Origin of the sequence: Pseudomonas massiliensis (genome assembly GCF_000826105.1) — a bacterium.
GTDB lineage: Bacteria > Pseudomonadota > Gammaproteobacteria > Pseudomonadales > Pseudomonadaceae > Aquipseudomonas > Aquipseudomonas massiliensis.
In genome coordinates this window covers 29916-46161 of sequence record NZ_CCYK01000006.1, presented here as the reverse complement: position 1 = coordinate 46161, position 16246 = coordinate 29916, and the positions used below count along the sequence as shown (strand labels likewise).

Annotated in this window: 7 protein-coding genes and 2 pseudogenes; 3 read left to right on the top strand and 6 right to left on the bottom strand. The window is 62.8% G+C overall.

The genetic code is table 11. The annotated features are described in order from the left end of the window. Nucleotides 1–3 precede the first annotated feature (3 nt). The 3 genes and pseudogenes from treS to BN1188_RS06330 all read left to right on the top strand — a co-directional run. Nucleotides 4–3330, top strand: coding sequence for a maltose alpha-D-glucosyltransferase (treS, locus tag BN1188_RS06340; protein WP_040260607.1), 3327 nt, complete (start codon nucleotides 4–6; stop codon nucleotides 3328–3330). Further along, nucleotides 3327–5246: pseudogene (gene glgB / locus BN1188_RS06335) on the top strand (1,4-alpha-glucan branching protein GlgB); the annotation flags it as partial. The gene treS and the pseudogene glgB, both read left to right, overlap by 4 nt. Nucleotides 5247–5340: 94 nt before the next feature. Beyond that, nucleotides 5341–5781 (top strand): annotated as a pseudogene (locus tag BN1188_RS06330) (alpha amylase C-terminal domain-containing protein); the annotation flags it as partial. A 90-nt stretch (nucleotides 5782–5871) separates the two neighbouring features. On the opposite strand, the gene BN1188_RS06325 reads toward BN1188_RS06330, so the two are convergent. The 6 genes from BN1188_RS06325 to treZ all read right to left on the bottom strand — a co-directional run bounded on the left by BN1188_RS06325 (nucleotide 5872) and on the right by treZ (nucleotide 16230). After that, nucleotides 5872–6615, bottom strand: a complete 744-nt coding sequence (locus BN1188_RS06325) for an endonuclease/exonuclease/phosphatase family protein (RefSeq protein ID WP_052469232.1) — start codon at nucleotides 6613–6615, stop codon at nucleotides 5872–5874. A gap of 242 nt (nucleotides 6616–6857) precedes the next feature. Beyond that, a complete protein-coding gene (gene glgX, locus BN1188_RS06320; RefSeq protein ID WP_040260605.1) occupies nucleotides 6858–9035 on the bottom strand; it encodes a glycogen debranching protein GlgX in 2178 nt (725 codons plus the stop codon). A gap of 159 nt (nucleotides 9036–9194) precedes the next feature. Then, nucleotides 9195–9548 (bottom strand): DUF2934 domain-containing protein, encoded by a 354-nt coding sequence (locus BN1188_RS06315; protein WP_040260604.1) that lies wholly within the window; start codon nucleotides 9546–9548, stop codon nucleotides 9195–9197. Between the two features lie 15 nt (nucleotides 9549–9563). After that, on the bottom strand, nucleotides 9564–12350 hold the full coding sequence (locus BN1188_RS06310; protein ID WP_040260603.1) for a malto-oligosyltrehalose synthase: 2787 nt from the start codon (nucleotides 12348–12350) through the stop codon (nucleotides 9564–9566). After that, nucleotides 12347–14443 (bottom strand): 4-alpha-glucanotransferase, encoded by a 2097-nt coding sequence (gene malQ, locus BN1188_RS06305; protein ID WP_040260602.1) that lies wholly within the window; start codon nucleotides 14441–14443, stop codon nucleotides 12347–12349. Before malQ ends, BN1188_RS06310 begins: the two co-directional genes overlap by 4 nt. Beyond that, nucleotides 14440–16230 carry a malto-oligosyltrehalose trehalohydrolase gene (gene treZ, locus BN1188_RS06300; RefSeq protein ID WP_040260601.1) on the bottom strand — a complete coding sequence of 597 codons (1791 nt, stop codon included), beginning with the start codon at nucleotides 16228–16230 and terminating at the stop codon, nucleotides 14440–14442. The genes malQ and treZ overlap by 4 nt, the downstream gene beginning before the upstream one ends. Between the last annotated feature and the right edge of the window lie 16 nt (nucleotides 16231–16246).

Below are 16246 nucleotides of genomic sequence, written 5' to 3'. Positions count from 1 at the left end.
TCAATGGCCAAAAGATCGCGCGAAGCCTTTCTGAACGACCCGCTCTGGTACAAGGACGCGGTGATTTACCAGGTGCACGTCAAGTCGTTCCATGATTCCAACAACGATGGCATCGGAGATTTTCCAGGGCTGATCGCCAAGCTCGACTACATTGCCGAGCTTGGGGTCAACACCATCTGGCTATTGCCGTTCTACCCGTCGCCTCGGCGGGATGACGGCTACGACATTTCCGAATACAAGGCGGTGCACCCGGACTACGGCACCTTGGCGGACGTGCGGCGTTTCATCGCCGAGGCGCACAAGCGCAACCTGCGGATCATCACCGAACTGGTCATCAACCATACGTCCGACCAGCACCCCTGGTTCCAGCGAGCCCGCCGGGCCAAGAAAGGCTCGCGCGCCCGCGATTTCTATGTGTGGTCCGATGACGACAGGAAATACGACGGCACGCGGATCATCTTCCTGGACACGGAGAAGTCCAACTGGACCTGGGACCCGGTCGCCGGGCAATACTTCTGGCATCGGTTCTATTCCCATCAACCCGACCTCAACTTCGACAACCCTCAGGTAATGAAGGCGGTGCTCGGGGTGATGCGCTTCTGGCTGGACCTGGGCATCGATGGCCTGCGGCTGGATGCCATCCCGTATCTCATCGAGCGCGACGGCACCAACAACGAGAACCTGGCCGAAACCCATCAGGTGCTCAAGGCCATCCGTGCCGAAATCGACGCCAACTATCCGGACCGCATGCTGCTGGCAGAGGCCAACCAGTGGCCCGAAGACACCCAGATGTATTTCGGCGAGCGCAAGGGTGACCATGGGGATGAATGCCACATGGCCTTTCACTTCCCCCTGATGCCGCGGATGTACATGGCCCTGGCCCAGGAAGACCGCTTCCCGATCACCGACATCCTGCGGCAGACGCCGGAGATCCCGCCCAATTGTCAGTGGGCGATCTTCCTGCGCAACCATGATGAACTGACCCTGGAAATGGTCACCGACCGTGAGCGGGACTACCTCTGGAACCACTACGCCGCGGATCGCCGGGCCCGTATCAATCTGGGCATCCGGCGTCGCCTTGCGCCTTTGCTCGAGCGCGACCGGCGCCGTATCGAACTGCTGACCAGCCTTCTGCTGTCCATGCCGGGAACGCCGACGCTTTACTACGGCGACGAAATCGGCATGGGCGACAACATCTATCTGGGCGACCGTGACGGCGTGCGTACGCCCATGCAATGGTCGGTGGACCGCAACGGCGGTTTTTCCCGGGCCAACCCTGCCAGCCTGGTGCTGCCGCCGATCCAGGATCCCTTGTACGGTTACCAGGCGGTGAACGTGGAAACCCAGGCGGGCGACCCCCATTCGCTGCTCAACTGGACCCGTCGCTTGCTGGCAGTGCGCAAGCAGCAGCAGGCCTTCGGCCGCGGCACCCTGAAGATGCTCACCCCAAGCAACCGGCGGATCCTGGCCTACCTGCGCGAATATACCGATGCCACGGGCCGGGTCGAGCAGGTGCTGTGCGTGGCCAACGTTTCCCGGGCCGCCCAGGCCGCGGAACTGGACCTTTCCTTGTATGCGGGGATGGTGCCGGTAGAGATGCTCGGCGGCAGTGCTTTCCCACCTATCGGCCAACTGCCGTTCTTACTGACCCTACCGCCCTATGGTTTCTACTGGTTCCTACTGGCTCCGGAAAACCAAATGCCCAGCTGGCACGTGGAGGCCGCGCAACCCATGCCCGATTACGAAACCCTGGTGGTCAAACAAAGGATGCAGGACCTGCTCGACGCGCCGGCGCGCGACGCCCTGGAGCAGCGCATCCTGCCTCAGTATCTGCCCAAGCGGCGCTGGTTCGCCGGCAAGGGCAGCAGCATTGACAACATCCGTCTGGCGTACGGGGTCCGCTTCAGCGACCTGCCCAATCCGGTGCTGCTCAGCGAAATAGAAGTCAGCAGCGGTGGGGTGGTCAGTCGCTACCAGTTCCCCTTCGGCTTCCTGTCGGAAGACCAGAGCGCGAATTCCGGCGCGTTGCCCTCGCAACTTGCGCTGTCCAAGGTGCGCCGCAACAATCGGGTAGGCCTGCTTACCGACGCCTTTGTGCTGGAAAGCTTTATTCGCGCTGTAGTGCGGGGGCTTAAGGCCGACACGGTGCTGCCGTGCGCTGAAGGCGAGCTTCGCTTCACCCACACGGTGCAGATGGAAGCCCTCAACCTGCCGGATGAGCCCGAAATCCGTTACCTGTCCGCCGAACAGTCGAACAGTTCGGTAGTGGTTGGCGGCAATATGGTTCTGAAGATGATCCGCCGAGTCAACGGTGGCATCCATCCGGAACTGGAGATGGGCGCGTTCCTGACCAATGCCGGCTACCAGAACATTTCACCGTTGATGGGCGCCGTGCAGCGCGTCGAGGAAAGCGGGACCGCAAACCTGCTGATGATCGCTCAAGGCTACCTGAACAACCAGGGCGATGCCTGGGAATGGACCCAGAACAGCCTGGAAAGAGCTGTGCGTGATGAACTGGACGCCGCCCAGTCCCAGCAGGCGCAGCACTATAACGCCCTCGAGGAACTCAAGGCCTTCGCCGGCATGCTCGGCCAGCGCCTGGGCGAGATGCATGTGGCCCTGGCCGGTGAAACGGAGAACCAGGATTTCCAGGCTCGGGTCAGCGACGAAAAAGATGTCCAGACATGGAGCAAAAGCATTACCGCACAGGTCGAACACGCGCTGCATCTGCTCGAACAACACAAGGACAGCTTCACGGATGACACTCGACCCAAGGTGGATGAGCTTCTGGCCCAGCGGGAAACCTTGCTGGCCCATGTGGCCAAGCTGGCCCAGGCCGCCAAGGGCGGACTGGTGATGAGAGTCCATGGCGACCTTCACCTCGGCCAGGTGCTGGTGGTACAGGGTGATGCCTACCTGATCGACTTCGAGGGCGAGCCTGCCCGTCCGCTGGACGAACGTCGAGGCAAGTACAGCCCCTACAAGGATGTCAGCGGGGTGATGCGCTCGTTCGACTATGCGGCCGCCATGGCGGTGCGCAACGCACAGGCAGTGGACACCTCCAGCGAAGCCGGTGCCGCTCGCGAGCGCGTGGCCGAGCGTTATCTGAGCGAAGCGCGCCAGGCCTTCATCGAAGCTTACGGCCTGGCCAGTGCCACACTGGCCCACGCGTGGGAAGACCCCGACGGGGAACGCGCCGCGCTTGAACTGTTCAGCCTGGAAAAGGCTGCCTACGAAATTGCATACGAAGCCGAAAACCGACCTGCCTGGCTGGCCGTGCCTTTGCATGGGCTGGTGGGGCTTTTGGCGACCAATGGAGAGCATTCATGAGTGCGCAACAAGGAGAGGCCCGCGCCCAGGGCGTGTTTCCGCCTGACGCGGATATACAGGCATTGGTGCAAGCCGTGCACGGTGACCCCTTCGCGGTATTGGGGCCGCACTCCGACGGTGCGGGCGGCCGCCACGTGCGTGCCTATCTGCCCCATGCCATGAGAGTGGAACTACTCGGCTACCAGCATGATGACAGCCTGGGCCAGCTTGAAGAGCACCCAAGCGTGCCGGGCATGTTCGCCGGCCGTCTCGACGCGGACCAAGGCTATCGCTTGAAGATCCATTGGGCCACCGGAGTGCAGGTGACCCACGACCCCTACAGCTTCGGCGAGCAACTGGGGGAAATGGATATCTATCTGTTCTCCGAGGGCAACCATCGCAACCTGAGCGATGCCATGGGCTCCCAGGTGATCAATGTGGGCGGGGTGGAAGGCGTCCGCTTCTCGGTATGGGCACCCAACGCTCGCCGCGTCTCGGTCGTGGGCCACTTCAACGGTTGGGATGGCCGCCGGCACCCGATGCGCCTGCGCAAGCCCAGCGGTGTGTGGGAGATCTTCATCCCCGGCCTGCAGGCGGGGGAGGTGTACAAATACGAAGTACTCGGCCATCACGGCGTGCTGCCGCTCAAGGCCGACCCCTTGGCCCGCTGGACAGAGCTGCCGCCGGCGACCGGCTCTCGAGTGGCGACTCGTCTGCGCCATCAATGGGCGGACCAGGACTGGATGGAACACCGGGCGCAGCGCACCGGCCTTGACAAGCCGCTGTCGATCTACGAGCTGCACGCTGGTTCCTGGCAAGTGGAAACCGACGAAGCAGGGGAATTCAGCCGTCACTACAACTGGAGCGAACTGGCCGACCGGCTCATTCCCTATGTCCAGGAACTGGGCTTCACCCATATCGAACTGATGCCAGTGATGGAGCACCCCTTCGGTGGCTCCTGGGGCTATCAGCCGCTATCCCAGTTCGCCCCCTCGGCCAGGTATGGCGAGCCTGACGAATTCGCCGCCTTCATCGACCGCTGCCACCAGGCGGGAATCGGCGTGATCCTGGACTGGGTACCAGCGCACTTCCCCACGGACACTCACGGCCTGGCTCGCTTCGATGGCACCGCCCTGTACGAGTACGACAACCCTCTGGAGGGCTTTCACCAGGACTGGAACACCCTGATCTACAACCTGGGGCGCACCGAGGTCCATGGGTTCATGATCGCGTCGGCGCTGCACTGGCTCAAGCACTACCATATCGACGGCCTGCGGGTAGATGCCGTGGCGTCCATGCTTTACCGGGACTATTCACGCAAGCACGGCGAGTGGATCCCCAACCGCTACGGTGGCCGCGAGAACCTGGAAGCCATCGACTTCCTGCGTCACCTCAATGATGTGGTCAGTCAGGAAACCCCCGGCGCCATGGTGATCGCCGAGGAGTCCACCGCCTGGCCAGGCGTGAGCCAGGGTACTCAGGCAGGCGGCCTCGGCTTCTCCTACAAGTGGAACATGGGCTGGATGCACGACACTCTGCACTACGTGCAGAATGACCCCATCCACCGCCAGCATCATCACAACGAACTCAGCTTCGGCCTGGTGTATGCCTATTCCGAAAAGTTCGTGTTGCCGATTTCCCATGACGAGGTAGTGCATGGCAAGAAGTCGCTGATCGACAAGATGCCAGGGGACCGTTGGCAGAAGTTCGCCAACCTTCGCGCCTACCTGGCGTTCATGTGGACTCACCCGGGCAAGAAACTGTTGTTCATGGGCTGCGAGTTCGGTCAGTGGCGGGAATGGAACCATGATCATCAACTGGACTGGTACCTGACCCAGTACTCCGAGCATAAGGGCGTTCAACAGGGTGTCAGCGACCTGAACCGCCTCTACCGCAGCGAGCCAGCCCCGCACGAACAGGACTGCGTGCCCATGGGGTAAACTGTTTTTCGGGGGCGGCGAGTTGGGTCAGGGGGGGGAATGAAACCATGATCATCAACTGGACTGGTCCCTGCCCCAGTCCCCCGAGCATAAGGGCGTTCAACAGGTTGTCAGCGACCTGAACCGCCTCTACCGCAGCGAGCCAGCCCTGCACGAACAGGACTGCGTGCCCATGGGCTTCCAGTGGGTGATCGGTGACGATGCCGTCAACAGCGTGTTCGCCTGGTTGCGCTGGAGTCGCCAGGGCGAGCCATTGCTGGTGGTCGCCAACTTCACCCCAGTACCACGGGAGGAGTACCGCATCGGTGTGCCGGTGCCGGGGCTGTGGCACGAGGTCTTCAACAGTGACTCGGAAACCTATGCCGGGTCCAATGTCGGTAATGGCGGTGGGGTGGCGGCCGAGGAGATTCCAGGCCACGGACAGAGCTTCTCGGTCAACCTCAAGTTGCCGCCGCTGGGTGTGCTCATTCTGAAGCCGGAAAGCCTGCCGCGTCCTTCGCTAGGGCAGGACGAGCATACCGGCCAGGGTTAGCGGCTAGCGCTCAGTGTGTCGGCAACGCCTGGCGGTGTTGCCGACACTCAACTCCCAACCCACTGACTACCGATTTGCCTACCGGTCTATCTACAGGTGGATTTCCACCGCCAGGGGCAGGTGATCCGACAGATGCGTCCAGGGCCGCGTCCCCAGAATACGGGGATCGTGGCTGCTCGCGTTGCGCAGGTAAATGCGGTCAAGGCGCAGCAGCGGGAAGCGCGCCGGGTAGGTCTTGGGCAGGCTGCCCAAGTTGTGCTCGAAGGCTTCGTGAAGGTCGCCATAGCGAGCGAGGGTGGCATTGCCCTTGAGCTGCCAATCGTTGAAATCCCCCGCGATGATGACCGGCGCGTGGGCGGGCAGGGAATCAAGCAATTGCCTGAGCAGCGCCAGCTGCTGTTGCCGATGGTGCTCCATCAAGGACAAGTGCACGCAGATCGCATGCACGCCATCGTCATGCCCCGGCACCTGAAGCACGCAATGCAGAAACCCCCGGCGCTCAGGCCCAGTGATGGACACATCGAGGTTGCGGTAGTGCATGATCGGATATTTCGACAGCAAGGCATTGCCATGGTGGCCATCAGGGTAGACCGCGTTGCGGCCGTAGGCGAATTCCGGCCACATGCTGTCGGCGAGGAACTCATATTGAGACATCTGTGGCCAATTGGCGAACCGGGTAGCGTGTCGGTCGTGCCCGCCCAGGACTTCCTGGAGGAAAACGATGTCAGCGCTGGTGCTGCGGACGGCCTCGCGAAGCTCTGGAAGGATGAAGCGGCGATTGAAAGCGGTGAAGCCCTTGTGGGTGTTGACCGTCAGTACCCGGATTCGGTGCACGTCACGGTCACGTTTGGCGTCCCCATGGGGCTGGCTGGCACCCTCGGCTGGATCGGCGTACACGGCGGCTCCTCAAAACTAATACAGTCCTGATTTAAGACTGGCCGTCTGGAGGGCAGTTCCGAGCGGGGTGAATGCGGGTGTCGCGTCTGGGAATTCGCTTGCTTGGCAAGCTCCCACAGGTGGCGGCCGAAGCTTGCTCGGTTTACCTGTGGGAGCCAATAGAGCTGGCGGAAGCGGACTCAGTCTTCTTTTTCGCGATGAGCCTCGAACAACAGGAACGATCGGCCGGTAACCATGAATTCGCTACCGAAGGCGATCGCCTCGTGTTCATTGAGATCAGGGCGATTGGTATCTACCAGGCAGACCCAGTGCTTGCCTTGGGGTACTTCCGGCAAGCGGAAGTTGACCACGTCATGGTGCGCGTTGACGATGATCAGCAGGGTAGCGTCGTCACCGCGCTTGCGGATACCGGTGGGCTGCGCGCGGCCGTCCAGCAACATGGCCAGGGCACGGCCGTGGGGCTCTTCCCACTGCTGAGGGCTCATTTCGTTGCCTTGGGGGTCGAGCCAGGTGACGTCCTTGACGCCGAGCTCCTCGTTGTAGGTGCCCACAAGGAAGCGATTGCGGCGCAGCATCGGGTAGGTCAGGCGCAATCTGGTCAACCGGCGGACGAATTTGAGCAACTGCTTGCCGTCTTCGTCCAGGTCCCAGTTCACCCAGCCGATCTCGCTGTCCTGGCAATAAGCATTGTTGTTGCCGTTCTGAGTGCGCGCGAACTCATCGCCGGCCACCAACATCGGTGTGCCTTGGGAGAAGAGCAGGGTGGAGAAGAAGTTGCGCATCTGCCGCAGGCGCAGTTCGATGATGTTGCGATCGTCCGTCGGACCTTCTGCCCCATGGTTCCAGGACATGTTGTTGCTGGTGCCGTCCTGGTTGTTCTCGTCATTCTCTTCGTTGTGCTTCTCGTTGTAGGACACCAGGTCCTTCATGGTGAAGCCGTCATGTGCGGTGATGAAGTTCACCGAGCTGAACGGGCGACGACCTCGCTGGTTGAACAGTTCCCCGGAGCCGGTCATGCGCGCGGCGAAGTCCGCCAACTTGCCGTCATCGCCTTTCCAGAAGGATCTCACGGTGTCGCGGAAACGATCGTTCCACTCAGCCCAGCCTGGCGCGAAGCCACCAACCTGGTAGCCACCCGGGCCGCAGTCCCAGGGTTCGGCGATCAGCTTCACGGAGCGCAGCACCGGGTCTTGGCGACAGGCGACGAGGAAGCTGTGGCGTTCGCTGAAACCCTCGTGGTAACGGCCGAGAATGGTAGCAAGGTCGAAGCGGAAGCCGTCCACATGCATTTCACTGGCCCAGTACCGCAGCGAGTCGGTCACCATCTGCAACACGCAGGGATGGCTGAGGTCCAGGGTATTGCCGGTGCCGGAGTCGTTGATGTAGTAACGCTTGTTATCCGGCATGAGGCGGTAGTAGGACGCGTTGTCGATACCCCGCATGGACAGGGTAGGGCCGCGTTCGTTGCCTTCGGCGGTGTGGTTGTAGACCACGTCGAGGATCACTTCGAGGCCGGCATCGTGCAGGTGTGCGACCATTTCCTTGAACTCGGCGATCTTGCCGCTGGCCAGGTAGCGGGCATGGGGCGCAAAGAACGCGATGGTGTTGTAGCCCCAATAGTTGTTCAGGCCCTTTTGCAGCAGGTGCTGATCATTGACGAAGCCGTGGATGGGCAGCAGCTCGATGGATGAAACGCCCAGTTTCTTCAGATGGTCGATGACATCAGGGTTGCTCAGCCCGGCGAAGGTTCCGCGTACAGGTTCCGGCACTGAAGGGTGACGCATGGTCAGGCCGCGCACATGGGCTTCATAGATAACCGTCTTGTCCCAGGGTACCCGCACGGGCTGGTCCTGGCCCCAGGTATAGGCCGGGTCCACCACTTTGCACTTGGGCACGAAAGGCGCGCTGTCGCGCTCGTCGAAGCTGAGATCGTCGTCAGGATGGCCGATGGTGTAGCCGAAGAGGGCTTCGGACCATTTGAGCTCTCCCACCAGTTGCTTGGCGTAAGGGTCGATCAACAGCTTGTTATGGTTGAAGCGATGGCCATTCTGCGGATCGTAAGGGCCATAGACCCGATAACCGTAGATCAGGCCGGGGTGCGCGTCAGGCAGGTAGCCGTGGAAGATCTCATCCGTATACTCGGGCAGTTCGATCCGGGCGATTTCCTGCTCGCCCGCCGAATCGAAGATACAAAGTTCGACCTTGGTGGCGTTGGCTGAGAACAGGGCGAAGTTCACCCCCAGGCCATCCCAGGTCGCTCCCAGGGGGAAAGGAAGGCCTTCGCGGATGCGGGTCGGGTCGATCAAGGAGGTAGTGGCGGATGCTTCGGGTGCTTGAGCTTTCTTTTGCCGGCTCATGGGGAGTCCTTCACGTAGGTACGCTAGAGTAAAGTTAGGTCAGAGATCGAGAGAGGGAGGTACCGCGAAGAGGGCAAACCCTGAACTGCCACGCGGCCGGCCTGGCTCACGCTATTGGCCCGACGGAAACCGACCGGGCCATGAGCGCTGCAGCTGTGTTCAGCTGGCGGCGGGCTTGCTGCGGCTAGCGCGGGGCTTCTTCTCGGCGGTGGCCGCCTTCGGTGCCGCTTTGCTTGTGGAAGCCGGCTCCTGCGCGGCCTTGCTGGTGGCTGCCTTGGGCGCAGGCTTGGCGGCCTTGGCCCGAGGCGCCGCAGGCTCCTTGACGGCAGCGGCTGGCGCGTCGTCCTTCGGCTTTTTCGGAGCCTTGCGGGGCAGGCGTGCCGGGGCCTGGTCCTCAGCCTCCGCCAACTTGCGAGCCTTCTCCCAGTGTTCCTTGTCCTTGCCATCGGGGCGCCCTTCGGATTCCCACAGATAGTAGGCAAATTCCTCGATGCGCTTATCGCTTACGCTCATATCCATTGCTCCTGATCACGAGTCACTTTGTAGATAGAGATTGACGGGGAACTCCTGTAGCGCCGCGCTCATCCGCAAGTCCTTGTCCAATGTGACTGCCTGAGCTGAAAAAAGTCCCTTAAATCTGTGCTGCGCAAGATGTTCAGGCAACAGAACAGCGGTGTCGCCCCATTTATCCGCGGGGACCAGCAGCTCGCCACCTTCGAGCAGCTCGCTGCACACCCTTGGCACCACCACTATGGCGTGGCGGCCTTCGTGCTGGCGGGCGAATGCCAACACCCGGTGCGCCTGTTCACCCTGAACCTGCAGCGGCAGGTAGTCTCCCTGCAGGAACAGTGCCGGTTCGCTGGCCCGGGCGTGGAGCAGGGCCGCGATCAAGGCTTGCTTGACGCGGCCATCGCGCCAGTCCGCCAGCAGGGCGGCAGGTGAATCCAGATGGGCCAGCGCTTCGCTTCGGGCAGTGTAGTCCACCGGGCGGCGGTTATCAGGGTCCACGAGGCTGAAGTCCCAGCGATCCGTGCCCTGATATAGGTCGGGAATCCCCGGAACCGTCGCCTTGAGCGTGCACTGCACCAGACTGTTCAAGGCACCGCCGGGTGCAAGGCTATGTACGGCGCAGACGATGGATTGACGCAAGGCAAGGGCGGACTCACCGGTAAGCAGGCCTTGGAGGAAATCGCGACAAGCGCTTTCATAGGCTTCGTTGGGCGCGCTCCAACTGCTGACCAGTTTCGCTTCGCGCAGGGCCTTCTGTTGCCATTGCCACATACGCTCGGCATAGGCCTGTAACCCTGCGCTATCGTCAGCCTCCAATTCGAGCGGCCAGCTACCGAGCAAGGCCTGGTAGAGCATGGCCTCATCACCACCCGCAGGCGCGGGGCCGTCACCGAAGGTACCGCGCAGTGGGCTGGCCAGGGCCTGCCAGTGGGTAACAAGGGCACCGTACCAGGTACTGCGCTCACTGATCACTGCCAGCCGCGCCCGAGTGTCCTCGCCGCGTTTATGATCATGGGTGGCCGTGGCGAGCAGGTTGCGTGGGAACGCCTGGGCCCTGACCCGGCAGGCTTCATGGAAGGCTTCCACCGAAGCGCTGAACACCTCAGGGTCGAAGCCAACGTCATTACGCGACAACAGTACCGCGCTGCGGTAGAAAGCGGTGTCTTCCATGGCCTTGGCGGCGGTAGGGGAAGTCAGTTGCTGGAAGCGTATGCAGGCCTGGCGCAGGTTCTGGCGTCGACGGCCGACTGGCAGGCTACGCCATGGCTCCCCACCGAGCCAACGGATCAGGAAGTCCAGTACCGGCCAGTCTCCCTCGCTCAGGTCTGCGCGCGCGCCTTCCACCGCTTGCTTGAAGAACGGCTCGTCCTCCGCAGGTCGGCCACACGGCGTGATGTAGGTGCGGTAGACGGTGTAATGCACGATCAGGGCTTCGAGGGCGCGGCGAATTGCGCCCAGAGTGAAGTCCCGGCTCATCAGGTCGCCACGGGCGACCTGCAACAGTGCTTGAGCCACAGATTCGAAGTCGCCGGCCAGGGTGCCGTGCAGCACGAAGCGACGCCCCGCGCGAACCTCTTCCATGAAATCCGGAGTGCGCCCGCTCAAGCGCACCCACAGGTCGGTCAGTGATTGCTGGCCACGTCCGTCGTGCTGTAGCAGCGATACCTGGTTCATGAATTCGTAGCCGGTGGTGCCGTCCACCTGCCAGTCACGGTGCAACTGTTCGCCGTTGCCCAGGATCTTCTCGACATAGATCGGGAAATGATCCAGCTGAGTGGCCGCTGGCCGCTGCGCCAGCAGGCCCTGCACACGACGACGCAGGCGGCGGCAGTAGGCCCTTGGGTTGGCCAGGCCGTCGACATGGTCTATGCGCAGGCCGTCGACCAGCCCCTCGGCTACCAGCTCAAAGATCTTGGCATGGGTGGCTTCGAAGACATCGCCGCGCTCCACCTTCAAGCCGCCCAGTTCGTTGATGTCGAAGAACCGCCGCCAGTTGATGTCGTCCGCCGCGGTACGCCAGCTGGCCAGCCGATAATGCTGGCGCTCGAGCAGGCGGTGCAGCCGTTCGAAGCCCTCCGGTGTAGTGGAGTCATACAGCTTGAGGACGGTTTCCAGCGCGCGGAACGCCGGGCCCTCGGCCGCTACGTTGGCCAACTCGCTACGCAGACCTTGCGCCGCGCTGTAGGCGTCTGGACCATGGGACAGCTTGCCGAACCGCTCGCCCAATGCCTCGAGGCGGTTGTCCACCGCAATGCTGAGAATACTGGCGTAGTCCGGCGGGCTGATAGGGAAACGGTGCTCGTAGTGCTCGACGTAGAAACTGCCCGTCTCGGCGTCGAAGCGCAGCGGGATTTCGCCCTTCTGCAGCGCACTGCCATAATCGCTGCCCAGGAAAGGAATCAACAGTTGCCCTTCGAGCAGCGGGTCGGGGGAGTTCCACTGAATATCGAAGAAGTTGGCATAAGGACTGCGCCGTCCCCACTCGAGCAGGTCCAGCCACCAGGGGTTGCTGGCCCCGCCCACCGCCATATGGTTGGAGACGATATCCAGGATCAGGCCCATGCCGTGCTCGCGCAGGGCGGCGACCAGCCGCCGCAGGGCCGGCTCGCCGCCGAGTTCCGGATTGATCCGGGCAGGGTCGACCACATCGTAGCCATGCATGGAGCCGGCCCGGGCGGTCAGCAGGGGCGAGGCATAGACATGACTGATCCCCATCTTCTCGAAATAGGGAACCAGGGCCACGGCGTGGTCCAGGGTAAAGTCCTTATGGAACTGCAGGCGGATACTGGCGGTAAATGGCTTCATCGGTCGCGCTCGTGGGCTTGTCGGCGGGCTACGGCAAGGAGTTCCAGACGCCGCGCCGGGTCGGGCTGGTCCAGCAGGTCGGCAGCGTCGGGGCTCAGACGGCGCCGCCAGTTCGGGTGTTCGTTGACGGTGCCAGGCAGGTTGGGCTGCTCGACCACGCCCAGGGCGTCCTCCAACGGCAGCAGCACCAAAGGTGCCCGGGTATGCCCGAGGAAACGGACGCTGGCGTCGATCACCCGGTCCGCCAGGTCTTCGGCCCGCTGCTCGTCGCTGAAGTTTTCGGGATCCTGACGCAGGATGTGCTCAAGACCGTTCTTCTCATGCACACGGGTCTGCCGCCATTCCTCTTCGGTCTGCGCGTCGATCAGTTCCAGCCGTCGCGTCCAGTCGATCTCGTTGGCGCGCCACCAGCCCTTCAGCGGCGGCAGGTCATGAGTGCTGGTCGTGGCCAGGGCATTGTCCGGGTAGTCGAGCAAGGGCTTGAAGGCACCAGTATGATGCTGTTCGAACAGCAGCACTCGCATGCCAAGGATGTCCCGGGCAGCCAGCTTCTCGCGCAGGCCGTCGGGCACCGTACCCAGGTCCTCGCCCAGCACGATCGCCTTGTGCCGATGGGACTCGAGCGCCAACAGGCGCAGCAGGTCGTCCAGAGGGAACTGCAGGTAGGCCCCATGGGTAGGTTTTTCGCCCTGGGGGATCACCCACAACCGGTTGAGCCCCAGCACGTGGTCGATGCGCAGGCCCCCGGCATGGGCGAAATTGGCCCTGAGCATCTCGATGAAGGCGCGGAAACCGTTGCGCTTGAGCCCTTCGGGTGAAAATGCCGAAATGCCCCAGCTTTGCCCGGAGCGGTTGAGGATGTCGGGCGGGGCGCCGACCGTGACCGCGGCCAGCAACTCGTCCTGGCGGCTCCAGGCCTGGCTGCCAGCGCCGTCGGCACCCACGGCCAGGTCGGCGATCACGCCAATGGCCATGCCCGCGTCACGGGCGGCCTGCTGGACACGGTCGAGGCTGCGCGCGATCAGCCATTGGCCGAAGGCATAGAACTCGATTTCCTCACGGTGGGCCTCGGCGAATCGCGCGACCTCAGGGCTGCGCGGGTGGCGCAGGGCCTCCGGCCACTGGCGCCAATCCTGAGATTCGCCCAGGCGCGCGCGTTCGGCCTGCAGGGCTTCGAAGCAGCAATGATCGGCCAGCGCTTCCCCACCGGCATGGCGGAAGTCGCGGAAATTGCCCGCCAGGGGATGGTCGCCGCCGCTGAAGGCTGAATGAAGCTGACGAAGGAGCTTGAGCTTGGCTTCAGCGGCGCGGGGCCAATCCACCAGCTCCAGCCGGGCGAGCTCTTGCAGACCGGGCTTGAGGTTGGCCGCTTCGATGGCCGTGTCTACCGCGTTGGCACCCAGCACCTGGGCTGGAGAGGCATAAAGCACATTGAAGAACAGCCGGCTGGACGGCGAATAAGGGCTGTAGCGTGAAGTGTCACTGCTGAACATGGCATGCATCGGGCTGATGGCCACGGCATCGGCGCCTCGCTCCCCGGCCGCCTTGACGAAACTTTCCAGGGCCTGGGTATCGCCGAAGCCTTCGTCTTGAGGCCGCCGCAGGGAATACAACTGCACGCCCAGGCCCCAGGCGCGAGCCGCCGGGGTGCCAAGCGCGTCGGCCACGTTGTAGCAGCGGGCAGGCGCCACCGCCACGGTGAAATGACGGTCGCCGATCTGCAACTGCTGATAGCCTACCGGTAGCAGGCCCGGCAGCGCGCCATCCGCATCAAGCCTAAGCTCCATTCGCTCGCCGCTTTCCAGCGAGGCCACGCAGGGAGCACCCGGGCTGAACCAGTCTTTGAGCGCAAGCGACTTCCCTTGGTCGATCGTCAGCAGGGGCGGCAGTGCTTCGCCACCTTCTTGCTGGAACGCTGCCAGGCTTCGCTCTGCCTGGGCCTGATCGTTGGCGGGGTGGCCCAGGGCGCTCAGTACCTTGCGCAGAACTTCTTCTGATACCCGCTGTGGGCGGTTGTTGGCATCGTTCCAGTCGATGGCGATGCCGACGTGCCGGGCAAGCGCCTCCAGGGTTTGATCCAGTTTCTCGGTCATACCCCTGCCTCCGTCACGTCAGCCGGGATCAGGCTCACCAGCGCGGTATAGCCAGGCAGCTCCCCGACACGTTCGAAGCGTGCGTTCGGACCACGACTGTCGAACAGCCAGTGGCGCTCGAAGGGCAATTGCGCCGCAACGGGCTGCTCGGCCAGGTTCAGGTCGATCTGCCAGATGCTGCCGTCGCCGAGCCTCCAGCGTGCTGATACGGCTTTGTCCCCCAGAACAGTCACGCCCTTGGCCACGCTCCCCGGGAGCCTGGGCCAGAGGTCACGCCGACGCATGCTCAACAGATGCACGTAGAGTTCGACCCAGGGCCCACGCTGGTGTGCCTCGAAATGGTCGAAGGCCGGGCGAGAGGCATCGAAAGTGGATTCAGCGTTAGGGTCGGGAATCCTTTCGCGCCGCTCGGGGTCCTGGAAGGCGCTGAATGCCTCGAATTCGGCGCGACGGCCTTTGCGAACAGCCTCGGCCAGCTCACCATGGAAGCTGGTGAAGAACTGGAAGGGCTCGGCTGCGGCCCATTCGTCCCCCATGAACATCAGGGGGATCATCGGCGAGGCCAGCAAGAGCGTAGTCGCGGCCCGCAGAGCCGGTTCGGGGGCAAGCTGGCTCAGGCGCTCGCCGAAGGCGCGGTTGCCGATCTGGTCGTGGTTCTGCAGGAAGAGCACGAAAGACGTTGGGTTCAGGTGGCCGCTGGGCTCGCCGCGGGCTACTCCATGGCGGTTGGTGTGCCCCTGATAGACGAAGCCCTCGCCGAGGCAACGAGCAAGCTTGCCCGTGGTATCTTCGGCATAGTCCTGATAATAGGCCTCGGTTTCGCCAGTGAGCAGCACATGCAGGGCGTTATGGCCGTCGTCGTTCCATTGGGCGTCATAGCCTTTCTGCAGCAGATGCGCCTCGTTATGCTCGTTTTCCAGATTCAGCCAAACGTGGCGCCCGGCTGGAATGGCCTTGCGGATACGCCGCGCCATTTCTTCGAGGAAGTCAGGATCTTCGATGGCATGGACCGCGTCGAAGCGCAGGCCGTCGAAGCGGTAGTCCAGCAGCCACATCAGTGCATTGCCGATGAAGAATTCACGTACCTGCGGGCGGCGAAAATCGATGGCGGCGCCCCAGGGCGTATGCTTGTCTTCGCGGAAGAAGCTCTTGGCATAGCTGTTGAGGAAATTGCCGTCCGGCCCGAAGTGGTTGTAGACCACGTCCAGGATGACCATCAGGCCATGCTCATGGGCCGAGTCGATCAGCGCCTTGAGCTGGTCGGGGCTGCCGTAGCTGTGTTCAGGCGCATAGGGCAGCACGCCATCGTAGCCCCAGTTACGGTCGCCTGGGAACTCGGCGATAGGCATCAATTCGATGGCGGTAATGCCCAGGGCGGCCAGGCGGGGCAGGTGCTTGGCCACCCCCTCGAAACCACCCATCAGGCCTACATGCACTTCGTAGATCACCGCTTCGTGCCAGGGCCGACCCTGCCATTGACGGCGCCACTGATAAGCAGCGGGGTCAACCACTACGCTGGCTGAATGAACATCGCTTTGCTGGGCTCGGGAGGCCGGATCCGGGACTTCCAGTTCACCATCGATTCGATAGCGATAGGCTGTGCCCGCCGCGCAATTGGCCTGGCTCACGAACCAGCCATCTTCTTCGGCGGTCATCGACAGGGACTCGCCATCGTCGAACACCACCTCGACGGCGTTCGCATCAGGCGCCCACAGGGAAAAGCGAGTCAGGTCGTCGCCCACGAGGACAGCCCCGTGGGCCCTGGTAACAGGTTGCAGGTCAGCCATTGCGGCGCTCCTTGAT